Annotated in this window: 20 protein-coding genes; 12 read left to right on the forward strand and 8 right to left on the reverse strand. The window is 70.1% G+C overall.

Annotated elements, in window-relative coordinates:
- Nucleotides 1-1308, reverse strand: a complete 1308-nt coding sequence (locus IE226_RS18800) for an amidohydrolase (RefSeq protein WP_190082427.1) — start codon at nucleotides 1306-1308, stop codon at nucleotides 1-3.
- Nucleotides 1305-2555 (reverse strand): MFS transporter, encoded by a 1251-nt coding sequence (locus IE226_RS18805; RefSeq protein ID WP_190082428.1) that lies wholly within the window; start codon nucleotides 2553-2555, stop codon nucleotides 1305-1307. The genes IE226_RS18800 and IE226_RS18805 overlap by 4 nt, the downstream gene beginning before the upstream one ends.
- Nucleotides 2556-2677: 122 nt before the next feature.
- On the opposite strand from IE226_RS18805, the gene IE226_RS18810 reads away from it, so the two are divergent.
- The 8 genes from IE226_RS18810 (at nucleotide 2678) to IE226_RS18845 (ending at nucleotide 11010) form a co-directional block, all read left to right on the forward strand.
- The gene (locus IE226_RS18810; RefSeq protein ID WP_229871205.1) at nucleotides 2678-3721 is read left to right on the forward strand and encodes an Lrp/AsnC family transcriptional regulator; all 1044 of its coding nucleotides are present in this window, start codon (nucleotides 2678-2680) and stop codon (nucleotides 3719-3721) included.
- Nucleotides 3722-3815: 94 nt separating this feature from the next.
- Nucleotides 3816-4775: a formylglycine-generating enzyme family protein gene (locus IE226_RS18815; RefSeq protein ID WP_190082429.1), complete on the forward strand. Its 960-nt coding sequence runs from the start codon at nucleotides 3816-3818 to the stop codon at nucleotides 4773-4775.
- A gap of 72 nt (nucleotides 4776-4847) precedes the next feature.
- A complete protein-coding gene (locus tag IE226_RS18820; protein WP_190082430.1) occupies nucleotides 4848-5414 on the forward strand; it encodes a PadR family transcriptional regulator in 567 nt (188 codons plus the stop codon).
- Nucleotides 5415-5525: 111 nt separating this feature from the next.
- On the forward strand, nucleotides 5526-7106 hold the full coding sequence (locus IE226_RS18825) for a sulfatase family protein (protein ID WP_190082431.1): 1581 nt from the start codon (nucleotides 5526-5528) through the stop codon (nucleotides 7104-7106).
- A gap of 44 nt (nucleotides 7107-7150) precedes the next feature.
- On the forward strand, nucleotides 7151-8509 hold the full coding sequence (locus IE226_RS18830; protein ID WP_190082432.1) for an MFS transporter: 1359 nt from the start codon (nucleotides 7151-7153) through the stop codon (nucleotides 8507-8509).
- 37 nt (nucleotides 8510-8546) lie between these two features.
- A complete protein-coding gene (locus IE226_RS18835; RefSeq protein WP_190082433.1) occupies nucleotides 8547-10010 on the forward strand; it encodes a sulfatase family protein in 1464 nt (487 codons plus the stop codon).
- Nucleotides 10011-10342: 332 nt separating this feature from the next.
- Nucleotides 10343-10597, forward strand: coding sequence for a CopG family transcriptional regulator (locus tag IE226_RS18840; protein WP_190082434.1), 255 nt, complete (start codon nucleotides 10343-10345; stop codon nucleotides 10595-10597).
- On the forward strand, nucleotides 10594-11010 hold the full coding sequence (locus IE226_RS18845) for a type II toxin-antitoxin system VapC family toxin (RefSeq protein WP_190082435.1): 417 nt from the start codon (nucleotides 10594-10596) through the stop codon (nucleotides 11008-11010). The genes IE226_RS18840 and IE226_RS18845 overlap by 4 nt, the downstream gene beginning before the upstream one ends.
- A gap of 382 nt (nucleotides 11011-11392) precedes the next feature.
- Here the strand turns inward: IE226_RS18845 and IE226_RS18850 are convergent, their stop codons facing one another.
- The 3 genes from IE226_RS18850 to IE226_RS18860 all read right to left on the reverse strand — a co-directional run bounded on the left by IE226_RS18850 (nucleotide 11393) and on the right by IE226_RS18860 (nucleotide 17280).
- Nucleotides 11393-12760 (reverse strand): class I SAM-dependent RNA methyltransferase, encoded by a 1368-nt coding sequence (locus IE226_RS18850; protein ID WP_190082436.1) that lies wholly within the window; start codon nucleotides 12758-12760, stop codon nucleotides 11393-11395.
- Between the two features lie 106 nt (nucleotides 12761-12866).
- Nucleotides 12867-14915 (reverse strand): APC family permease, encoded by a 2049-nt coding sequence (locus IE226_RS18855; RefSeq protein ID WP_190082437.1) that lies wholly within the window; start codon nucleotides 14913-14915, stop codon nucleotides 12867-12869.
- Nucleotides 14916-14976: 61 nt separating this feature from the next.
- On the reverse strand, nucleotides 14977-17280 hold the full coding sequence (locus IE226_RS18860; protein ID WP_190082438.1) for an MMPL family transporter: 2304 nt from the start codon (nucleotides 17278-17280) through the stop codon (nucleotides 14977-14979).
- Nucleotides 17281-17474: 194 nt separating this feature from the next.
- Here IE226_RS18860 and IE226_RS18865 point away from each other — a divergent pair, with 194 nt between their 5' ends.
- The 4 genes from IE226_RS18865 (at nucleotide 17475) to IE226_RS18880 (ending at nucleotide 19538) form a co-directional block, all read left to right on the forward strand.
- Nucleotides 17475-17804 carry an ArsR/SmtB family transcription factor gene (locus IE226_RS18865; RefSeq protein WP_190082439.1) on the forward strand — a complete coding sequence of 110 codons (330 nt, stop codon included), beginning with the start codon at nucleotides 17475-17477 and terminating at the stop codon, nucleotides 17802-17804.
- The gene (locus tag IE226_RS18870; RefSeq protein ID WP_190082440.1) at nucleotides 17804-18043 is read left to right on the forward strand and encodes a hypothetical protein; all 240 of its coding nucleotides are present in this window, start codon (nucleotides 17804-17806) and stop codon (nucleotides 18041-18043) included. Before IE226_RS18865 ends, IE226_RS18870 begins: the two co-directional genes overlap by 1 nt.
- A 149-nt stretch (nucleotides 18044-18192) precedes the next feature.
- Nucleotides 18193-18861, forward strand: coding sequence for a potassium channel family protein (locus IE226_RS18875; RefSeq protein ID WP_190082441.1), 669 nt, complete (start codon nucleotides 18193-18195; stop codon nucleotides 18859-18861).
- Complete coding sequence (locus IE226_RS18880) at nucleotides 18861-19538, forward strand: potassium channel family protein (RefSeq protein WP_190082442.1); 678 nt, start codon at nucleotides 18861-18863, stop codon at nucleotides 19536-19538. Before IE226_RS18875 ends, IE226_RS18880 begins: the two co-directional genes overlap by 1 nt.
- Nucleotides 19539-19613: 75 nt before the next feature.
- Here IE226_RS18880 and IE226_RS18885 read toward each other — a convergent pair whose 3' ends face one another.
- The 3 genes from IE226_RS18885 to IE226_RS18895 all read right to left on the reverse strand — a co-directional run bounded on the left by IE226_RS18885 (nucleotide 19614) and on the right by IE226_RS18895 (nucleotide 21565).
- Nucleotides 19614-20357: a DUF3159 domain-containing protein gene (locus IE226_RS18885; protein ID WP_190082443.1), complete on the reverse strand. Its 744-nt coding sequence runs from the start codon at nucleotides 20355-20357 to the stop codon at nucleotides 19614-19616.
- 3 nt (nucleotides 20358-20360) lie between these two features.
- Nucleotides 20361-20759: an OB-fold nucleic acid binding domain-containing protein gene (locus tag IE226_RS18890; protein ID WP_190082444.1), complete on the reverse strand. Its 399-nt coding sequence runs from the start codon at nucleotides 20757-20759 to the stop codon at nucleotides 20361-20363.
- An 89-nt stretch (nucleotides 20760-20848) separates the two neighbouring features.
- Nucleotides 20849-21565, reverse strand: a complete 717-nt coding sequence (locus tag IE226_RS18895) for a response regulator (protein ID WP_190082445.1) — start codon at nucleotides 21563-21565, stop codon at nucleotides 20849-20851.
- Between the last annotated feature and the right edge of the window lie 28 nt (nucleotides 21566-21593).

A 21593-nucleotide genomic window follows, 5' to 3' on the forward strand; every position in this document is an offset into this window, starting at 1 on the left:
TCACTTCTCCTGTCGGTCGCGGGCATGTTCGTCCTCGGCGCACAGCCAGTGCGCGGCGGCCGCGAGCAGCGCCGTCACGCCGGTGTGGATCGTGGGTTCGGGTACGGGGGCGAAGTACGGGGAGTGGTTGGCCGGGACCGTGTCCGGCAGGCCGTCCGTCAGCAAGGTGTCGAGGTCGATGTGCTCGAAGGGGACCGGGTCGCCGCCGCCGAAGTGCCAGAAGACCGAGGGCACACCGAGCGCCGTGCCGAAAGTGCCGAAGTCCTCGCTGCCGGTGAGGGGTTCGGGCAGGGTGAACACCCGCTCCCCGCCCAGGACTTCGGCGATCGCGGTCAGTACGGTGCCGGTTGCCGCGGTGTCGTTGACCGTGATGGGGAAGGAGTGGAGAGCCGTGATCTCGGGTTCCTTGGGCGCGCCGGACGCGGCGGCCTCGGCGCGGACGATCCGTTCGACGGCCGCCAGGACTCGCTCCCGTACGGCGGAAGTCGTGGAGCGGATGTTGATCCGCAGGTCCGCGGTGTCCGGGATGATGTTCTCCTTGGTGCCCGCGTGCAGCGAACCGACGGTCACCACGGCGGTCTGCGCCGCCCCCACCTCCCGTGAGACGACCGTCTGCAGCCGCATGACGACCGCGGCGGCCATGACGATCGGATCGACGGTCGTCTCGGGCGTGGAGCCGTGTCCGCCGCGGCCGTGGAGGCGGACCCGCAGGCTGTCGGAGGCGGCCATCACCGGCCCGGGGCGGGTGCCGACGAGGCCGACGGGGGCCGGGGACACGTGCTGGCCGAGGCAGATGTCGGCGCGCGGGAAGCGGTCCAGGAAGCCGTCCTCGATCATGGCCGGTGCCCCGCCGACCTCCTCCGCCGGCTGGAACACCGCGACGACCGTGCCGCACCATTCGCCTCGGGCGGCGGCGAGTTGGGCGCTCGCGCCGAGCAGGCAGGTGACGTGCATGTCATGGCCGCAGGCGTGCATGACGGGAACCTTGTTGCCCTCACTGTCGACGCCCACCTCCTGGGAGGCGTACGGCAGCCCCGTCCGCTCGCGCACCGGGAGCCCGTCCATGTCGGCGCGGAGCAGGACCACCGGGCCTTCGCCGTTGACCAGGACCCCGACGACGCCGGTGCCACCGACGCCCTCGGTGACCTGCCAGCCCTGCTCGCGCAGCCGTCCGGCGACGACGGCTGCTGTGCGGAACTCCTGGAAGGACAACTCCGGGTGGGCGTGCAGGTCCTCGTAGAGGGCGCGCAGACCGGGCAGCTGCTCCGGGAAACCGGACAGCAGGCGCGCGGCGGAGGCGGCGGTCATGAGTGTTCCTTTGCGGGCGTGGGGAGTTCGGGTGCGCCGGTGGCGGCCCGGAAGGAGACGGCGTCCTGCGGAGTGAGGAGCGCCATCACAAGGGCGATGGCCGCGCCGAGCACCAGGGAGGCGAAGGCCACCTTGAACGAGAAGGCGTCGGCGAGCGCGCCGATGACGGGTGGGGCGACCATGCCTGCCACCTGGCCGCCGAAGATGATTGCTCCGCTGCCCACGCCGACGTCCTCGGGCGCGAGGCCGCTCAGCGGCACGGCGAGGATCGGCATGTAGCACAGGGAGACGGCGGTCGTGGCGAGCGTGCCGAAGACGATGAAACCGATGAGCGACGGCGAGAAGACCATGAACAGCAACGTGACCGCGGCCGCCGTCATGCTGGGCACGATCACCCTGCGGTGGTGGCCGCCCAGGCGGTCCGCGAGCCGCCCGCCGACGACGATCGCGCCGGTCGCGGCGAGGCCGGGAATCGCCACGAGGGCCCCGGTCGAGGCGAGCGAGACGCCGTATTCCTCGCTCACATAGGACGGGATCCACGTACTGAGACCCCACACGATCAGGCTGTAGCCGAACATCATGGTGCTGAAGCGCCAGACCACGCCCTTGCGCAGGACGCCCCCGGCGCGCCGCCGGTCGACGCGGAGCTCCGGCTCCACCGCCGACAGCGGCGCGGGGAGCCACACCCGTATGGCCACCACGACGAAGACGCCGAGCGCCGCCGTCGAGAAGAACGCCGAACGCCAGCCGAAAACGGCGATCAGGGGCGCGACGAGGAGCGGCGTGAGGACCCCGGCGAGGGCGTTCGAGCTCATGATCACGCCGTTGGCACCCATCCGCTCGGCCGGTGTCGTCCGCTCCACGAGGACCTTCATCGAGGCGGGCGGGAAGACGCCTTCGGCGGCGCCGAACGCGAACCGCATCAGCAGCAGGACGCCGAACGACCAGGCGAAGCCGGTCAGCGCGGTGAACACCGACCAGGACAGCAGGGCCCAGAGCATGACCCGCTGGGCGCCGTGCCGGTCGGCGAGCAGCCCGCCGGGGATCTGGCACAGGGCGTAGGCGAGGAAGAACGCCGAGACGATCAGGCCCTGTTCCCCGCGGCCCACGTCGAACTCGTCGCCGATGGAGGGCAGGGCCAGGTTGATGACGAGCCGGTCGGCGTAATCGACCAGCCAGGCGGTGAACAGCAGGACGATCGTGATCCGGACGGTTCTGCGAACGGGTTGAGGGGGCGGAGCAGACACGCGGCACTCCTTCGACTCCGGGCGGCCGAAGTCGGGACTGGGAATCGGCCGGAAGTGCCCCTACGATCCGGTCCGTGACAGGAATCCCCGGAGAATTGCAGGAAAACATCTTGGAAGGAGCCGTGGTCCCCGATTCCCGCGGGACCCGCACGTCTGCTCCGTTCTCCGAGTTGGACCTGGCCCTCGTCGACGCGCTCCAGGCCGCCCCCCGCGCCTCGTGGTCCCGGATCGGCCGGGCGCTCGGCGTGGACGCGACCACGGCGGCCCGCCGGTGGGAGCGGCTGCGCGCGGGCGGTCTGGCCTGGGTCAGCGCGTACGACTCCGCGAAGGCGACGACCGTCGCCTACGTCGAGGTCAGGTGCCGGCCCCGGGCCGTGGAATCCGCCGGCGCCGCCCTGGCCGACATGCCCTGGGTCTTCAGCGTCGACGAGACGGCCGGCGACTTCGACCTCCTGGCCTCGGTCGTCGCGGCCGACCTGCCCTCCCTCGGCCGCTCGGTGCACGGTCTGATCGGCGGCCTGAAGGGCGTACGGTCCACCCGCACACGCCTCGGCATCACCCTGTACAGCGAAGGCGGCGACTGGCGCATGCGGGCCATGGAACCGTCCGGCGACACGGAACTCTCCGCCCCGCGCACCTCGCACCCGACTCCGTACAGCGCCCACATGCACCACCGGCCGCCGCCCGAGGACCAGGCACTCCTCGAAGCCCTCGGCCGCGACGGGCGCCTCGGCTACACCGACCTGGGCGCCGCGACCGGCATGAGCGAACACACCGCACGCCGCCGACTCCAGCGGATGATCCGGGACCGGGACATCACCTTCCGCTGCGACCTGGCCCATCCCCTCGCCGGGCTGTCGACGGTCGTGCTCTACCGCACCGCGGTCCCCCATACCCACCTCGAGGCCACGGGCAACGCGCTGGCCCGGAGGGAGGAGGTGCGTCTGGCCGTGTCCGTCAGCGGCTCCGACAACCTCCTCGTCATGGTCTGGCTGCGCGGCCTGCACGCCATCGACCCCTTCGAGGCGCACCTCGCGGAACGCTTCCCGCATCTGAAGGTCAGCGACCGCACCGTCTTCCTCCACACCCGCAAGCGCATGGGCCGGCTCCTCGACACCACCGGCCGCGCCGTCGGGCACGTCCCCTTCTCCCTGCCGCAGGTCTGACCTCGCGCCCTCACCGGCCTGATAGGTATGTTCGTAAGAACATAGGCGGATGTCGATGGAGACGTCCGCGACGACCGGGAGGACCAGAGCCGACATGAGCGATTCCCGAGGCCCCGCACGCTGCTGCATGCCGACGGGCGGCGGTCCGGCGGCCGCTTCCGTGACCGTGCCCCTGACCGCGGCGCCGGACCGGATACGCGACGAGCGGAGGATGGTGTCGCTGCCGGGCGGTGAGTTCCTGATGGGCACGGACGACGCCGAGGGGTTCGCCGGGGACGGCGAGGGACCGGTGCGGGCCGTGCGGCTCGACCCGTTCCGCATCGACGCGTACGCGGTGACCAACGAGCGGTACGCGGCCTTCGTCTTCGCCACCGGGTACCGCACCGACGCCGAACGCATCGGCTGGTCGTACGTGTTCGCCGGATTTCTGCCGGCGACCCTGCGGCGCGGTGCGCCCCGGCCGGAGCGCACCCCCTGGTGGTGCGGAGTGCGGGGCGCGGCCTGGGACCGGCCGGAGGGGCCGGGCAGCACGCTGGAGGGGCGCGGTGACCACCCGGTCGTGCACCTGTCCTGGAACGACGCCGCCGCGTACGCCGCGTGGGCGGGCAAGCGGCTGCCGACCGAGGCCGAGTGGGAGTACGCCGCCCGCGGGGGTTTTGAGCAGCGGCGTTACCCCTGGGGCGACGAGCTCGACCCCGACGGCGACTACCGCTGCAACATCTGGCGTGGCACCTTCCCGGCGAAGAACACCGCCGCCGACGGCTACCGCGGCACGGCGCCCGTAGACGCCTTCGAACCCAACGGCTTCGGCCTGTACAACACCTCGGGCAACGTCTGGGAGTGGTGCGCAGACTGGTGGAGCACGGACCACGGATCCGCCCGGCCGCTGGTCAACCCCCAAGGCCCGCGCGGCGGTTCGGACAAGGTGATGCGCGGCGGCTCGCACATGTGCCACGTCTCGTACTGCAACCGCTACCGCGTCGCGGCCCGGACCGCCAACAGCCCGGACAGTTCCAGCGGGCACGCGGGTTTCCGCTGTGTTGCACCCCTGTGAAGACTCTTGACACCGTCCGGGCAGCGGGTGAATCTGAGCGAAGCTAGGTTCCTGAGAACATAAGAGGTTCGGATGCAGCTCGACTACGTGATCCTCGGTGCGCTGGCACTTCGCCGTCTGTCCGGCTACGACCTGCGTCGCTGGATGGAGGGTCCGGGCCGGTACATCGGCTACGGCGTCAAGCTGCCGCAGATCTACCGCCGGCTCGGCACCCTGGTGGAGCGCGGCTGGGTGGACTTCGAGGTCGACCCACGCGAGGGCCGCCCGGACGCCAAGGTCTACCGGCTCACCGAGCAGGGCAAGGAGGCGTTGCTCGCGTGGGCGCGTTCCCCGTACGAGCCGTCGCTGCGTCCCATGGACCCGGAGTTCAAGCTGCGCTTCGTCTTCGCCGGGCAGCTCGACCCCGAGATCGCCCTGGACGTCGTTCGCACCGAGCTGGCCCACCGGCTCAAGCACGACGCACTGAGCGCCGCCGTGCCCGTCTCCGCCGAGTACGAGCCGCAGATCGACGGGCTCGACGCGGACTGGGCCCGAGAGGTGCACACCATGGCCCACGAGCACGGTTACGCGTTCACGGCCTCCTACATCGCCTGGCTCCAACTGACCGAGGCCCGTCTGGTGGCGCGGCTCGGCCGCTGACCCCGCCATACCTGCACAACCCCAACACCGCATACCGCTTCAGCGACTCGTGGCGAGCCGGACCGCCACGTGGCGGTCCCCCCTTGCCCGATCCCCTCCAGGGAGCCGTACATGCGCATCATCTACGTCGACGTGGACACCCTCCGCGCCGACCACACCACCCCGTACGGGTATCACCGGCCCACCACCCCTAATCTGCAAAAGCTCGCCGACAAATCCGTCACCTTCGACCGCTACTACTGCTCCGACTCCCCGTGCCTGCCTTCGCGAACCGCCCTGACCAGCGGTCAGTTCGGCATCACGAACGGGGTGATCGGGCACTTCGGCCCGGCCGCGCAGTTCCGGCTCGACGCCGGGCACGGCCCCGAGCCCGACCGGCCGCTGCTGGGCCAGCGCCTCGGCTTCGGCGGGTACTACACCGCCGCCGTGTCGGTCTTCGCCGAACGTCATCGCGCGTACTTCTTCCACGCCAACTTCCGCGAGTCGATCCGCGCCACCGACCGGATGGGCGACGAGGAGGCGCACGACGTCAACCGTGCCGCGATCGACTGGCTGCGCCGACACGCGGACGACGACAACTGGTATCTGCACCTGACCTATTGGGACCCGCACACCAACTACACACAGCCCGCCGAGTGGACCGAGAAGATGGCCGCCTCGGGGCCCGTGCAGTCCTGGCCGGACGAGGAGACGATCGCCGCGCACGCCGAGGTGTACGGTCCGCGCAGCGCTCTCGATCTGCACTACTCGATCAGCGGCGCGGGCACCTCGCCCGTCCCCCACAACATGCCGGACGCGATCCGTTCCCGCACCGACTTCGAGCACCTGATCAACGGCTTCGACGGCGCCATCTCCTACTGGGACCACCACTTCGGCCAACTCCTCGCCGCCCTAGAGGAGTTGGGGATCGCCGAGGAGACCGCGGTGATCGTCAGCGCGGACCACGGGGAGTCCTTCGGCGAGCTGGGCTCGTACGCCGAACACGGGCACGCGAGCGAGCCCGTCCAACGCGTCCCGCTGATCGTGCACTGGCCGGGGCTCACCGACGACCTGCCCGACGACGCCCGCCGCAACGACGCCCTGCTCTACAACATCGACCTCGCCCCGACCCTGTGCGAACTGCTCGGCATGGACGTCCCGGCCGGCTGGCAGGGGAGGTCTTTCGCGCCCGCGGTCCGCGGCGAGACGATCGACTCGCGCGAATACCTCGTCCTCGGGCACGGCGCCCACACCTACCAGCGTGCCGTCCGCACCCGCGACCACCTCTATCTGCGCACCTACCACCCCGGCAGCTTCCGTACCGAATGGGAGCAGCTCTTCGACGTCACCAAGGACCCATACCTGACACGGGGCTTGATAGACGAAGATCCGGAACTCGCCGCCCGGATGCGGTCGCATCTCGCCGAGTGGTGGCACGAGCACGCGGGCCGCCCCGGCGCCCTGCCCGACCCCATGCAGACCACCCTGCAGACCGGACCCACGTACTACAACGACCCCGTCCGCTACGCCGCGCACCTGCGCGCCACCGACCGCGCCCACCTCGCCGACGACCTGGAGCAGCGCCTCGCCACGCTGAACATCCCCGTGTCCTGGCACGCCCCCGACCGGCCGCGCACCGCCGAGCTCCTCGCACGCTGGGTCCACCTGCTGCAGACCCGCGACCAGCGCGCATCCACCCAGCAGGACGGCTGATCCTCCCACCCTCGCACATACCCCGCACCGGCGAAGGAGCCGTGATGCCGACCGACGCCGTACCACCGGTGCCTCCCGCACCGTCGCATGCCGCCCCGCCGCTCACGAAGGCGCCACCACCCGGGGCTGCCCGCCGGTGGCGACAACTCGCCCTCCTGGGCGGGCTGCTGAACGTGGACAACAGCGAGTCCAGTGTCCAGTCCGTCCTCTTTCCCGCGCTGCGCGCCTCGCTCGGACTTCCGCTCGCGGCGCTCGGCCAGCTGGTCGCCGCGAGCAAGCTGATCACCGTCGTCGCCGGTCCCCTGTGGGTGGTCCTGGCCCGCCGGTGGCCGCGCAAGAACGTCCTCGCCTTCTGCTGCGGCTTCTGGGGTGTGTGGACCGCGGCCATGGGTCTGGCCCAGAACTTCGTCCAGCTCCTCGTCCTGGCCACTATCGCCTCTGCCGGGATCGCGGGCGGCGGACCGCTCGTCAACGGCCTGGTCGCCGACCTCTTCGACGACGCCGACCGCGGCCGCGCGTCCGGCGTGCTGTACGGCATCGCCGCGCTGGGCCTGGGGATCACGGGCCCGCTGCTCGGCCTGCTCTCGGACGTGGAGAACGGCTGGCGGTACGGGTTCTTCGCCTCCGGCGCCGTCCAGGTGGTCTTCGGCGTGCTGATCCTCGCCTTCCTCCGCGATCCGGGCATCGGCGCCACGGACGGCGCGGGCTCCGGAGCGGCCGCCGTGGCCCGGCTGACCCGGGCGCAGTTCCGCGGCCTGCTGCGCAACCGCACCCTGCTGCTGATCTGCGTACAGCGCCTGACCACCGGGCAGTTCATCCTGATCAGCTTCGGGGTGACCTTCCTGGTCGACGAGCGCGGCTTCAGCAACGCCACCGCCTCCCTGGTGACACCGGCCGTCACCGTCACCTACCTGCTCGGCACGTTCCTCGGCGGCTTCGTCGGCGACCGGGTCCACCGGCGCCGCCCGCGCACCGGCCGGATCGCGGCCATGCAGACCGCGATCTTCGTCTACGCCGTGGTCGCCTACGCCGCCACCCAGATCGACTGGGGCCCGATATGGGCGTACATGCTGGTGTTCGCCCTCGTGGGCGCCGCGCAGAGCGTCACTCCCGGCATCAACCGGCCGGTGGTGATGTCGGTGGTGCTGCCCGAACTGCGCAGCGCGGCCTTCGCGTTGATGCTGTCCGTCGAGGCCGCCGGGTGGGCGATCAGTTCCCTCCTGGTCGGCTACCTCGGCGACGCGTTCGGCCTGCAGACGGCATTCCTGTGGCTGGCCGTCGTCCTCATGCTGGCCAACGGCGCCCTGGTCACGCTGCTCTACCGGCCCTACGTGCGCGACGCCGAGGCCGTCCGGGACGAACTGGCCCGCCGTGCCGCCGCCGGGGGAACGCAACGAGCATGACCGCCCTCACCGAGACCCTGCACACGGAGAACACCTCATGAGCACCCGCTCCACCCGCCCCAACTTCCTGATCCTCATGCCGGACCAGCTACGCGCGGACGCGGTCGGCACCTTCGGCAACCCGCACGCGAGCACACCGCACCTCGACGCGCTCGCCGCAGGCGGCACCCGCTTCACCAACGCCTACGTCCAGCACCCGGTCTGCTCGCCCAGCCGCGCCTCGATCCTCACCGGCTGGTACCCGCACACCGCGGGTCACCGCACCCTCACCCACCTGCTCAAGGACCACGAGCCGAACCTCCTGCGCATCCTCAAGGACGCGGGCTACCACGTCACTTGGGCCGGAATGCGCGGCGACACCTTCGCGCCCGGCGTCACCGAGTCCAGTGTCGACGAGTACGGCTTCTCGACCTGGCCCACCCGGCTGTACGACGGGGACTACCCGGAGGGCGTCTGGTCCCGCCTGTTCTACCGGGGCCGAGTTCCCGACGACGGCGGGATCGACCCCGACGAGGCCGCGGTGCGCACCGCCGAACAGTGGCTGCGCGAGCCCCCGCGGGACAAGCCCTGGGTGTTGTTCGTGCCGCTGGTGGCGCCGCACTGCCCGTTCCAGGTGGAGGAGCCGTGGTTCTCCCGGTTCGACCGCGACGCGGTACCCGACCCGGCCCCGCCCGGCGACCCCTCCGGCGAACCGCGCTATCTGCGCGCCGTCCGCGAAGCCCACGGCCTCGACAAGGTCGCCCCCGAACAGTGGCGCGAGGTAGTCGCCACCTACTACGGCATGGTCTCCCGCCTCGACGACCAGATCGGCCGCATCAACAGGGCAGTTGAGCAGGCGGGCGCAGCCGACTACACCGTCACTCTCTTCTTCGCCGACCACGGCGAATACCTCGGCGACCACGGGGTGATCGAGAAGTGGCCGTCCGCGCTGCACGACTGCATCACCCGCGACCCGCTGATCATCAGCGGTGCCGGGCTCGGCGAAGGCGGCCAGGAGTGCGACGCGATGGTGGAGATGATCGACGTCCTGCCCACCGTGCTCGACCTCGCGGACGTGCCCGCACCCCACCGCCACTTCGGCCGCAGCCTGCTGCCACTACTGCGCGACCCGACGGCGCCACACCGCGAACTCGCCTTCACCGAGGGAGGATTCGCCGTCGCCGAGGAACCGCAGATGGAGCGCGCGGACTTCCCCTACGACCTCAAATCCGCGCTCCAGCACCAGGATCCGTCCCTCGTGGGCAAGGCCGTCGCCGCCCGGGACCAGGAGTGGACATACGTGTGGCGCCTGTACGAGCCGCCCGAGCTGTACCACCGGTCCGAGGACCCGCACGAGCGCACCAACCTCGCGGGACGGCCCGAACACGCCGCGGTGGAACGGTGCCTGCACGACGCGGTATTGCGCTGGCTGGTGGAGACCTCCGACGTCATCCCGGCCGACCCCGACCCCCGCCGGCCCGACGTGGCCCTGCCCGCCCCGGCCGCACCCGCCCAGTCCTGAACGAGACCCGCAGCCGCTGTGCCCTCCGGAGCATGCTTGGCATAGCCGTCGGAGCCAGCCCCTCGGATCGCGACCAGATTGAGCTGAGCGCGGACCTGCTCGGCGGTGGTGAAGCGTTGCTCAGCGGGCGTCGGGACGTGCGGGTTCTGTTCGAGGAGGGGACAGGCGTCCTCGATGGCGTTGCGGATGGCGCCGCGGCTGACACCGGATAGAGCGGCCCGACCGGCACGGACGCCGCGAACACCTTTCGAGCCGGTGGAACTCGGCGTCAGCTTCCGGGCGCCTGCGCAGCAACCACTCAATCGAGTAGGGCGAGAGGTAGGATAGGTAGCATGAGTGAGACTACTGGCAAGTACTCGATCACGATGCCCCGCGATATCGCGGAGGCCGCCCGCGCTCGCGGTGGCCCTTCCGGCCTGTCCGCCTACGTCGCCGCCGCCGTCGCTCGCCAGATCGAACGCGACAACCTCAACGAACTCATCACCGTCGCCGAAGCTGAGCACGGCACTATCACCGATGAGGAGGTCCAGGCTCTGCGCGATCAACTCCACCAGGCACAGGCGCAGGGCGGGGCGAACGCCGCGTGACCCGCTCCCCCGCCCCCGCGCCGGGTGGCACCCTCGTCCTGGACAGCGAAGGGCTGGCCAAGGCCGTGCTGCGTGATCGCACGGTCACCGCGTGGCTGGCCCTCGCCCGCGCCGACGACCTGCGAGTGATCACGTCCGCGGCCACCCTCGTAGAAGTGGTCCACCCCCGGATTAACCGCCCGGCCTTGGAATGGACGCTGTCCCGCCTCGTGGTCGAGCCGGTCACCGAGCCGATCGCCCGCCACGCCGGCACACTGCTCGCCGATGCCGGGTTGCACGGGCACAAGTACGCCATCGACGCCATGCTCAGCGCCACCGCCCTCGCCGCACCCGGCCCCGTCACCATCCTCACCTCCGACCCGGAGGACATCGCCGCACTGTGCGGCGCACGCGCCACCGTGATCAAGATCTGAGCAGTGAGCTGCCCCGCACTCAGCAGCAGCCGACTCGAATGGCCTGAGGTGTTGTCGAGGAGATCGACTGAATCGCGTGGGCCGAAGGAGACGCGCAATACCTGGACCCGCCCAAAGGCTCACCGCTGTTACCGGAAATCCCCACGCCCCGCGCCCAGGACCTCGAGCCGTCCATCCGCGGCTTGAGCCCCTACAGGCCCGCCTATTTCCGCAAAGTCAAACCTCGGGAACTGCACCTACCATCCAGCATGACCTGCACGATCAGCCACCTGACGCCTCATCAGGGCGAGCGTCATTTGAGCGTCACGAGCGTCGTTTCAGCGTCGAGATATCGCCCGTAACGCCCACAGCGCGCATAGCGCACACCACCTGAACCTGCAGGTCAGACGGCCTTTACGGCCGGTTCAAGGATCGCGACGCACTCCACGTGATGCGTCATCGGGAACAGGTCGAACGCCCGCAGCGTCCGTACCCGGTAGCCGCCCTCGCGGAAGTAGCCCAGGTCGCGGGCGAGCGCGGCGGGGTCGCAGGCCACGTAGGCGATGCGGCGGGCGCCCAGCTTCGTCAGGTGGCGGACCGTCTGCTTGCCCGCGCCCGCGCGCGGCGGGTCGAGGACGATCAGGTCGACCTCGGTGATGCCGGTGCGCGGCAGGGTGGCCTCGACCTTGCCCTGTTCGATGCGGACGCGGTCGAAGGCGGCGAGGTTGTGGCGGGCGTCCTCGACGGCTCGCTTGCCGGACTCGATGCCGAGGACCGCGCCCTTGTCGCCGACCCGGTCGGCGATCGCGCCGGCGAAGAGGCCCACGCCGCAGTAGAGGTCGAGGGCCGTGTCGCCCTTACGCGGGGTCAGACCCTGCATGACCGCCAGCATCAGTGTTTCGGCCGCCTTCGGGTGGACCTGCCAGAAGCCGCCGTTGCCGACGCGGTACGTGCGGTTGTCGGCGCGCTCGCGGACGAAGGGGCGGCCGTGCACCCGGTGGACGCCGCCGTCCTGCTCGGCGATCCGCAGGACCGAGACCGGCTTGTCCAGCTCCACGAGGGGCAGGCGCGCGCCCGGCTTCGGTTCCAGGATGACCTGGCGGTCCTGGGAGCCCGTCGCCGCGATCGCCTCGACCGACGCCATGCCGGACCAGTCGTGCTTCTCGATGCCGAGCTCGGAGACCCCGGGGGCGGCGATCATGCAGTGCTCGATGGGCTCGACCTCGTGCGAGCGGTGGCGGCGCAGGCCCGCGTTGCCGTCGGGGTCGATCGCGTACTGGACGCGCGTGCGCCAGGCCGGGACCTCGCCGGCGGGCAGCTTGTCGCCCTCGGCCGGGACCACCGTGCCGTCCCAGCCGGCCTCCTCGGGGGTGAGGCCCGCGAGGCGCTGGAGCTGCTCGGCGATGACCTCGCCCTTGAGGCGGCGCTGGGCGCCCGGCTTCGCGTGCTGCCAGTCGCAGCCGCCGCAGCGGCCGGGGCCGGCGTAGGGGCAGGGGGCCTCGACGCGGTCCTTGGAGGCGTCGAGGACCGTCACGGCGTCCGCGCGCAGGAAGCGGGACTCCTCGTCGCCGTCCGTCACGCGCGCGATGACCTTCTCGCCGGGCAGCGTGTGCCGGACGAAAAGGACCCGTCCCTCGGCCGTGCGGGCGACGCAGTGGCCGCCGTGCGCCACGGGGCCCACTTCGACCTCGTACTCCTGCCCGATGAGGGAGGCCGCCTGCGATCCCTCCTTCGAGTTCCCCGCCTGCGATTTCTTCGGTTCTGCCTGCATGGCGGGGTGACTCCACAACGTAAGGGGGTATCGGCCGAAGGAAACGGCCGGACAACAGCCCACCAGTCTACGTGGGTGTTGTCCGGCCGCTCACCAGCAGGACGCCTCAGCTCTTGTTGCTCGGCTCCTTGGGGCGCTTCTCGACCGGCCCCCGCCGCACCGCACCCGGCGCGTTCCACTCCGAGCGCTTCCTGGCCCGCTTCTTCGCGGCCTCGGAGGAGTCGAGCTGGTAGGGGACGGAGGTGACCATCACGCCCGGCGTGAAGAGCAGCCGGCCCTTGAGCCGCAGGGCGCTCTGGTTGTGCAGCAGGTGCTCGTACCAGTGGCCCACCACGTACTCCGGGATGATCACACTGACCACGTCGCGCGGGCTCTCCTTACGGAGGCCCTTGACGTACTCGATGATCGGGCGGGTGATCTCGCGGTAGGGCGAGTCGAGGATCTTCAGCGGGACGTGGATGCCGCGCCGCTCCCACTCGGTCCGCAGGGCCTTGGTCTCCACCGGGTCGACGTTGATGCTCAGCGCTTCGAGCGTGTCCGAGCGCATCAGCTTGGCGTAGGCCAGGGCGCGCAGCGTCGGGCGGTGGATCTTGGAGACCAGGACGATGGAGTGCACGCGCGAGGGGCGCACGCTGTCCTCGGAGGGGGTGTCCGGGGCCGCGATCTCCTCGGCCACGCGGTCGTAGTGACGGCGGATCGCGGACATCGTCGCGTAGAAGATCACCATGCCGAGCAGGGCGACCCACGCGCCGTGCGTGAACTTGGTGACGAGTACGACGACCAGGACCATGCCCGTGAAGAAGGCGCCGAAGGTGTTGATCGCCCGCGAGCGGATCATGTGGCGCCGCTTGGCCTGGTCCTTCTCGGTGCGCAGATGGCGGTTCCAGTGCCGGACCATGCCGATCTGGCTGAGCGTGAAGGAAACGAAGACGCCGACGATGTAGAGCTGGATCAGGCGGGTCGAGTCCGCGCCGTAGATGACGACGAGGAGCGCCGCGGCGCCCGCGAGCAGCACGATGCCGTTGGAGAACGCGAGCCGGTCGCCGCGGGTGTGCAGCTGGCGCGGGAGGTAACGGTCCTGCGCGAGGATCGAGCCGAGCAGCGGGAAGCCGTTGTAGGCCGTGTTGGCCGCGAGGAAGAGGACGAGGGCGGTGGCGGCGGCCAGGACGATGAACAGGAAGCTGCCGTTGCCGAAGACTGCCTCGGCGACCTGGGAGATCACCGGGTTCTGCACGTAGTCGGAGCCGACCGGAACGCCGTTGTGGAAGAGGTCCTTGCCCGGATACTCGGCCATGCGGACCTTGGTCATCATGGCGAGCGCGATGATGCCGCAGAACATCGTCACGGCCAGGGCGCCCATCAGGGCCAGGGTGCTCGCCGCGTTCTTGCTCTTGGGCTTGCGGAAGGCCGGGACGCCGTTGCTGATCGCCTCGACGCCGGTGAGCGCGGCACAGCCGGAGGAGAAGGCCCGCAGGAGCAGGAAGACCAGGGCGAAGCCCGCGAGGCCGCCGTGCTCGGGTTTGATCTCGTAGTCCGCGGTGGGCGCCTTCATCGTCTCGTCCAGGACGATGCCCCGGAAGGCCCCCCAGGCGATCATGATGAAGACGCCGGCCACGAAGACGTAGGTCGGGATGGCGAAGAGCTTCCCCGACTCCTTCACGCCGCGCAGGTTCATCACCGTCAGGAGCACGATGACGGCGACGGCGCAGAGAACCTTGTGCTCGACGACGAACGGGATCGCCGAGCCGAGGTTCTCGATGCCCGAGGAGATCGACACCGCCACGGTCAGGACGTAGTCGACGAGCAGCGCGCTCGCGACGGTGAGTCCGGCCTTGGGGCCGAGGTTGGTGTTGGCGACTTCGTAGTCACCGCCGCCGCTCGGGTAGGCGTGCACGTTCTGCCGGTACGAAGCGACGACGGTGAACATCAGCACGACGACCCCGACGGCGATCCAGGGGCTGAAGTGGTACGCCGACACACCCGCGATCGAGAGGACAAGGAGCACTTCTCCCGGCGCATAGGCCACGGAGGAGAGCGGGTCGGACGCGAACACGGGTAGAGCGATGCGCTTCGGCAGGAGGGTTTCTCCGAGCCGGTCGCTGCGCAGTGCGCGCCCGATGAGGATCCGTTTGGGCACGTCGGTCAGTTTGGACACGCAGAGGATCGTAAGCGTTGTGGTGGGGGCCCGCCCACCCACCACCCCCTAACCGCCCCGGTTAGCCGCGACGCGCCGCCGGGGGCTGTGCCGGATCCCCGGAAAGCGGACGCCGATCGGCGGCTTGCGGTGTCCCGGGCGTCTGCCGCTCTCCGTGGGCCCCGTGGGCCCCGTGGGCCCCGTAGCGCTCGGCCGCCCGCTCCTCGGCGCGGCGGATCGCGCGGGACGGCCACCAGGTGGCGCGCCCGAGCAGCAGCAGCGCCGCCGGCAGAATCATGACGCGAATCACGAAGGCGTCCAGCAGGACGGCCGCCGCCAGGACGAAGCCCATCTGCTTCATCTCCAGGATGTGCAGCATCACGAAGCTCGCGAAGACGGTGACCATGACGATCGCGGCGCTGGTGACGACCTTGGCCGACGAGCTGATGCCCTGGATGACGGCCTGCCGGGTGGGTACGCCGTTCAGCGCGGCCTCCCGGATCCGGCTGACCACGAACACCTGGTAGTCCATCGAGAGCCCGAAGAGGATCACGAAGAGGAAGAGCGGCACGCGCGAGGAGATCCCGCCGAGCGAGACGAACGAGAGCAGTTCCTCGGCCCACTTCCCCTGGAAGACCAGGACGAGCAGTCCGAGCGCGGACGCGGCGGAGAGCAGGTTGAGCACGATGCCGAGCAGTCCGAGGACGATCGAGCGGAACGCGAAGACCGTCATGGCGAAGGTCATCAGGAGCAGGAAGCCGAGGACGAGCGGCAGTTTCTGGTTCTGGTGCGCCACGTAGTCGGTGCCGCGCGGCACTTCGCCGGTGACGGCGGTCTCGACGCCGGGCAGCTTGCCGACGGTCGCGGGGAGGTGGTCGTGGCGGAGGTGGTCGAGGGAGGCGACGGCCTTGTCGGAGTATGTGGCGTGCGGGGCGTTGAGCTCCAGTGTGGTGGTCCTGCGGTCCTTTGAGGAGCGCAGGAGCGGGGCCCCGGAGGGGTGCGAGAAGAGCGGATCGGCCGCAGCCCTGCGGTCGAGGTCGCGCAGCGCCTGACGCACTTCGGCGGCCTGCGAGGCCTCGGCGCGCACCACGACCAGGTGCCGGACGCGCTGCTCGGGGAAGGCGTCGAGCAACCGGTCGTACCCCTGCATCGCCGGGATGTCGCGCGAGAAGCTGTCGCGCGCCGGGTCCTTGAGGTTCATGTCCAGCGCGGGCAGCGCCAGACCGAGCATGACGAGGACGGAGAGGCACAGGGTGAGCGCGGGGCGCTTGCGGGCCGGCGTGAGCAGCGCGTTCCAGGCCCGTCCGGGCTTCTTCTCCTCGTACGTCTTCACCGGCTTGCCCAGGGTCAGCCGCTTGGCCGCCCGGCGTTCCGCGCGCTCGCCGAGCTTGACGAGGAGCGCCGGCAGTACGGTCACCGAGCTGACCACGGCGACGGCCACGACCAGGATGGTGCCGGTCGCGAGCGAGTCGAAGATGACGTCACCGGCGAGGTAGAGGGCGGCGGTGGAGACGATGACCGCGAGCCCGGAGACCACGATCGCGCGGCCGGCCGTGGCCGCGGCGGCCTCGACCAGGGCCGCGGAGGTGAGGCGCCCGCCGGCGCGGGCCCGCTCCTCGCGTTCGCGCTTGAGGTAGAAGAGCGTGTAGTCGACGCCGACCGCCATGCCGATGAGCAAGATCATGTTCATCCCGACGCCGGTGTCCGGCAGCAGGTGCGAGGCCAGCATCGCCAGGCCCATGGTCGCCATGATCGAGGTGACGGCGAGCAGCAGCGGTACGCCGACCATGACGACGGAGCCGAAGACCAGGGCGAGCGTGATCAGCGTGACGGGGAGCGTGATCGCCTCGGAGAAGGCGAGGTCCTTGCCGCGCTGCTCGTTGACGCCCTGGCTCACCGATGCGGCGCCGGTCTCCTCGATCACCAGGTCCGGGTGGGCCTTCGCGGCCTTCTCGGTCTCGGCCCGCAGCGGGACGACGTTCTTCTTGCCGTCCTGGTCGGGGCCGTCGAGCTCCACCTGGATGCGCAGGACCCGTCCGTCGGCCGACTTCACCGGTGCCGCCACCGAGGCGACTTGTGGCAGTGACTTCATCCGGGCGGTGATGTCCTCGACGGCCGCGTCGGCTGCCGCCTTGTCCAGCGCGCCTTTCCCGGCACGGACGAGTACCTGCTCCGTGGGCCGCAACTGGACGCCGCCCTCGGTCGCGAGGGCCTCCGCACGGCCCGCCTCGCCGACGCGGTAGTCCTCGCTGCTCGCGCTGTTCATGCCCGCGGCGATGCCGCCTCCCAGGCAGAGCACCACGAACACCAGCCAGCCGATGATCGCCCGCCCCGGATGCAGTGCGCTCCATCTGGCCACGCGCACCGTGGCCGATCGCTTCCTCATGACCATCCCCGCCCCTTCGCCGTCGTCCGGCGTCATCCAGTCCTTCATGTGTAAGTGGAGACTGACAGGTGAAGGAACGAGCCGTCAACTGTCATTCGAAGCCGTGAGGGGTTGGACCGGTCGCGGATTGACAGCGGTTCCCGTCATGCGTAAGTCTGGGCTGACAGGTTTCGGGACCAGCGCAAAGGCGGGCCATGGACAGCGAAGAGCTGCTCGCCTTCCTCTCCGCCGTGGGCCATGCCCAGCGGATCCGCATCATCACCGAGCTCGCCCCGGGGCAGCTGTACGTCAGCGAACTGGCGCGGCGGCTCGGTGTCTCCCGCCCCCTGCTCTACATGCACCTCGAACGCCTGGAGAAGGCCGGTCTCGTCGTCGGCCGCCTGGAGCTCTCCGACGACGGCAAGGCGCTCAAGTACTTCGAACTGGCGCCCTTCGACGTGCGCCTGAACGTGGACACGATCCTCGCGGCCGTCCGGCAGGACGCGTCCGACGAGACAGGACAGCACTCACCTGAGGGGTCTTAATGGACGACGTGATCATCCCGGTCGCCTTCTTCCTGATACTCGCCGGCGCGGTCGTGTCGGTCGCCTACTTCCAGTCGCAGCGCAACCGCGAGCGCGACCGCCAGTGGGCCGAGGCGATGGAGCAGTACCGCGAGGTCGTCGAGCGCGCCAGGTCCGAGCAGGAAGCGGCGCGGTTGCAGATCGTCGAGCTCAGCTACCGGCTCAAGAACGTCGAGGGCCTGTTGCGCAGCGTGGACTGAGAATCCGGGGCGGCAACCGGGACCGGCAGGTGCACGGGGGTGCCCTCCGCGGACCGTGCGTGTGTAGCTTGGGCGTCGGTCTGAGACGCTTTGACCGTTCAACCTGAGCAACCTGAGCAAAAAGTATTGACACAGCCGGAAGGACGGGCGTGCACATCGTCATCATGGGCTGCGGGAGAGTCGGTTCCGCTCTCGCGCAGACCCTGGAACAACAGGGGCACACGGTCGCCGTGATCGACCGGGACCCCACCGCCTTCCGCCGGCTCGGCTCCGGCTTCGGTGGGCGCCGCGTCACCGGCATCGGCTTTGACCAGGACACCTTGCGCGAGTCCGGCATCGAGGAGGCGGGCGCCTTCGCGGCGGTCAGCAGCGGCGACAACTCGAACATCATCGCCGCCCGCGTGGCCCGCGAGATGTTCGGCATCGAGAACGTCGCCGCCCGTATCTACGACCCCCGCCGCGCCGAGGTCTACCAGCGCCTCGGTATCCCCACCGTCGCCACGGTCCGCTGGACCGCCGACCAGATGCTGCGCAGGCTGCTGCCCTCCGGGGCCGAGCCGCTGTGGCGCGACCCCACCGGCGGCGTGCAGCTCGCCGAGGTGCACGCGTCCGAGTCCTGGATCGGCCGCAAGATCAGTGAGCTCCAGGAGGAGACCGGCGTCCGCGTGGCCTTCCTCACCCGGCTGGGCGAGGCGGTCCTGCCGACCTCCCAGACGGTGCTCCAGGAGGGCGACCTGGTGCACGTGATGATGCGCACCGACGAGGTCGAGAAGGTCGAAGCGGCGTTCGCCGAAGGCCCCGAGGAAGGCGGTCACTGATGAGGGTCGCCATTGCCGGAGCGGGCGCGGTGGGACGTTCCATCGCCGGTGAGCTCCTGGAGAACGGGCACGAGATCCTGCTCATCGACAAGGCGCCGACCGCCATCTCGGTCGAGCGCGTCCCGCAGGCGGAGTGGCTGCTCGCCGACGCCTGCGAGATCACCTCACTCGACGAGGCGGCGCTCCAGCGCTGCAACGTGGTGATCGCCGCGACCGGCGACGACAAGGTCAACCTCGTCGTCTCGCTGCTCGCGAAGACCGAGTACGGCGTTCCGCGGGTCGTCGCCCGCGTGAACAACCCCAAGAACGAATGGCTCTTCAACGAGTCCTGGGGCGTCGACGTCGCGGTCTCGACCCCGCGTCTGATGTCCGCGCTCGTCGAGGAGGCGGTGAGCGTCGGTGATCTCGTACGCCTGCTGCGCTTCAGCCACGGCGACGCCAACCTCGTCGAGCTGACGCTGCCGCCCGAGTCGGCCCTCGCGGGCACGCAGGTCGGCGACGTCCAGTGGCCCGAGGACACCTCGCTCGTGACGATCATCCGCGGCACGCGGGTCCTTGCGCCGACGCCCGACGATTCCCTGGAGGCGGGTGACGAGCTTCTCTTCGTGGCGGCGCAGGCGCGCGAGGAGCAGCTGGAGGACCTGCTGTCGGTGCGCAGGGAAGACGTGGCCGGCTAGCTCTGCGCTTTTACGTACGAGAGGGGGCGCCCGGAAGATTCCGGGCGCCCCCTCTCGTACGTGTGCGGCGCGGGCTCAGGCCTGGCGGCGTTCCGCCTCGCGCTCCTTCTCCGCCTTCTCGGCGGCTTCCATCTCCGCGAAGACGTCGATCGGGGCCGGGGCCTTCGCGAGGAAGACCCAGGTCAGCCAGACGGCGAGCAGGAACGGCGGGATCTTCAGGGCGATCAGGACCCAGCCGAACTGGGTCGTGTCCGCCCACCAGTAGAGCGGGAAGAGGATCGCGCACTTGGCGAGAAGGATCAGGCCCCAGGCCCAACTGGCTTTCGTGTACGCCGCCTTGCGGCCCGGGTTGCGGGTCCGCCAGGAGAGGTTCTCCTTGAAGACCGGCCCGAGGATCAGGCCGATCAGCGGGACGCCCGCGATGGCCGTGATGATGTAGGCGAGGGCGAGGCCCAGGGTGTAGAGCATGCCCGGCAGATAGAAGTCCTTGGCATTGCCGGTCATCATCGCGAAGACCACGCCGAAGGCGACACCGAAGACACCGCTGAAGGCGTGCTTGACGGTGTCCTTCATGACCAGGCGGACCACCACGAGCACCAGGGACACCGCGAGGGCCGCGATGGCCGACATGTGCAGGTCTTTGTTGATGGTGAAGATGGTCACGAAGAGAAGGCCGGGGGCGACGGTCTCCACCATGCCCCGCACGCCGCCGAAGGCCTCGAAGAGCGCGGCTTCGGTCACGGCCCGGGAATCGGCGTCCTGATCCGGGGAGCCCTGGTCCGTGGTTCCGTGGTCCGTCGGCTTGTCGAGGGACGTCACCGGCTACTCCCGTCCGAGGGGTCTGAGTTCATATTTCGGGTTGAAGAGCACCCGGCGGCCCCGGCTCATCGAGACCCTGCCGGACGCGATCAGTCTGCGCCCCGGCTCGATCCCCACGATGGAGCGCCTTCCGAGCCACACCACGTCCAGAGCCGCGGAGCCGTCGAACAGCTCCGCCTCCAGGGCGGGGACCCCGGCGCGTGGCCGCAGGGTGACCGTGCGCAAGGTACCAGTAACCGTGACTATCTGGCGGTCCTGGCAGTCCCCGATGCGTGTACACCCAGCCGTCTCGGTGTCTTCGCGCAGCTCCTCCGACTCCAGATCCTCCTGGGAGGAGGACAGCCGGTCGAGCATGCGCCGGAAGCGGCCTGCCGGCTTCTCTGAACCAGGAACAGCACTCATACAGGAAGCGTACCGGGGGTCGCGGACAGCGCCGCAACGGGTGAGCTCATCTGTGCCTATGCCCGCTCAAGCCGGCCACGACCCTTGACTCACCGCTCGAACCTGTAACCCATGCCGGGCTCGGTGATGAAGTGCCGCGGATGCGCGGGATCCGCCTCCAGCTTGCGCCGCAGCTGCGCCATGTAGACGCGCAGGTAGTTCGTCTCCGTACCGTACGAAGGGCCCCAGACCTCCTGGAGCAGCTGCTTCTGGCTGACCAGGCGCCCGGTGTTGCGCACGAGGACTTCCAGCAGATGCCATTCGGTGGGGGTCAGGCGTACGTCGCGTCCGCCGCGGTTGACCTTCTTGGCGGCCAGGTCGACCGTGAAGTCCTCCGTGTCCACCATCACGTCGCCCTCGCCCGCTCCCGCGGGCTCGGCCCTGCGGATGGAGGCACGAAGGCGGGCGAGCAGTTCGTCCATGCCGAAGGGCTTGGTGACGTAGTCGTCGGCGCCCGCGTCGAGCGCCTCGACCTTCTCGTCCGAGCTGTGCCGCGCGGAGAGCACCAGGATCGGGACACGCGTCCAGCCGCGCAGGCCCCTGATGACCTCGACCCCGTCCATGTCCGGCAGACCGAGGTCGAGCACGATCACGTCGGGATGGCGGGCGGCGGCGAGCTGGAGCGCGGTGGCTCCGTCGGGGGCGGCGTCCACCTCGTACTTGCGTGCCTTCAGGTTGATCACGAGGGCGCGGACGATCTGCGGCTCGTCGTCGACCACGAGCACCCTCGTGGAGGTCCTGGGGTCTCCCCCGGGAGAGTGCGGCATGGGTGCCTGCCTTTCGGGCCTTGGGGGC

The organism is Streptomyces longisporoflavus, assembly GCF_014649775.1.
In the GTDB taxonomy this organism is placed as follows: Bacteria; Actinomycetota; Actinomycetes; order Streptomycetales; family Streptomycetaceae; genus Streptomyces; species Streptomyces longisporoflavus.

What these genes read in the sequence shown, in the direction of transcription:
- IE226_RS18800 (WP_190082427.1), bottom strand. Translation starts at nt 1,308, where the DNA reads ATGACCGCCGCCTCCGCCGCGCGCCTGCTGTCCGGTTTCCCGGAGCAG.
- IE226_RS18815 (WP_190082429.1), top strand. Translation starts at nt 3,816, where the DNA reads ATGAGCGATTCCCGAGGCCCCGCACGCTGCTGCATGCCGACGGGCGGC.
- IE226_RS18820 (WP_190082430.1), top strand. Translation starts at nt 4,848, where the DNA reads ATGCAGCTCGACTACGTGATCCTCGGTGCGCTGGCACTTCGCCGTCTG.
- IE226_RS18825 (WP_190082431.1), top strand. Translation starts at nt 5,526, where the DNA reads ATGCGCATCATCTACGTCGACGTGGACACCCTCCGCGCCGACCACACC.
- IE226_RS18830 (WP_190082432.1), top strand. Translation starts at nt 7,151, where the DNA reads ATGCCGACCGACGCCGTACCACCGGTGCCTCCCGCACCGTCGCATGCC.
- IE226_RS18835 (WP_190082433.1), top strand. Translation starts at nt 8,547, where the DNA reads ATGAGCACCCGCTCCACCCGCCCCAACTTCCTGATCCTCATGCCGGAC.
- IE226_RS18840 (WP_190082434.1), top strand. Translation starts at nt 10,343, where the DNA reads ATGAGTGAGACTACTGGCAAGTACTCGATCACGATGCCCCGCGATATC.
- IE226_RS18850 (WP_190082436.1), bottom strand. Translation starts at nt 12,760, where the DNA reads ATGCAGGCAGAACCGAAGAAATCGCAGGCGGGGAACTCGAAGGAGGGA.
- IE226_RS18860 (WP_190082438.1), bottom strand. Translation starts at nt 17,280, where the DNA reads ATGAGGAAGCGATCGGCCACGGTGCGCGTGGCCAGATGGAGCGCACTG.
- IE226_RS18865 (WP_190082439.1), top strand. Translation starts at nt 17,475, where the DNA reads ATGGACAGCGAAGAGCTGCTCGCCTTCCTCTCCGCCGTGGGCCATGCC.
- IE226_RS18870 (WP_190082440.1), top strand. Translation starts at nt 17,804, where the DNA reads ATGGACGACGTGATCATCCCGGTCGCCTTCTTCCTGATACTCGCCGGC.
- IE226_RS18880 (WP_190082442.1), top strand. Translation starts at nt 18,861, where the DNA reads ATGAGGGTCGCCATTGCCGGAGCGGGCGCGGTGGGACGTTCCATCGCC.
- IE226_RS18890 (WP_190082444.1), bottom strand. Translation starts at nt 20,759, where the DNA reads ATGAGTGCTGTTCCTGGTTCAGAGAAGCCGGCAGGCCGCTTCCGGCGC.
- IE226_RS18895 (WP_190082445.1), bottom strand. Translation starts at nt 21,565, where the DNA reads ATGCCGCACTCTCCCGGGGGAGACCCCAGGACCTCCACGAGGGTGCTC.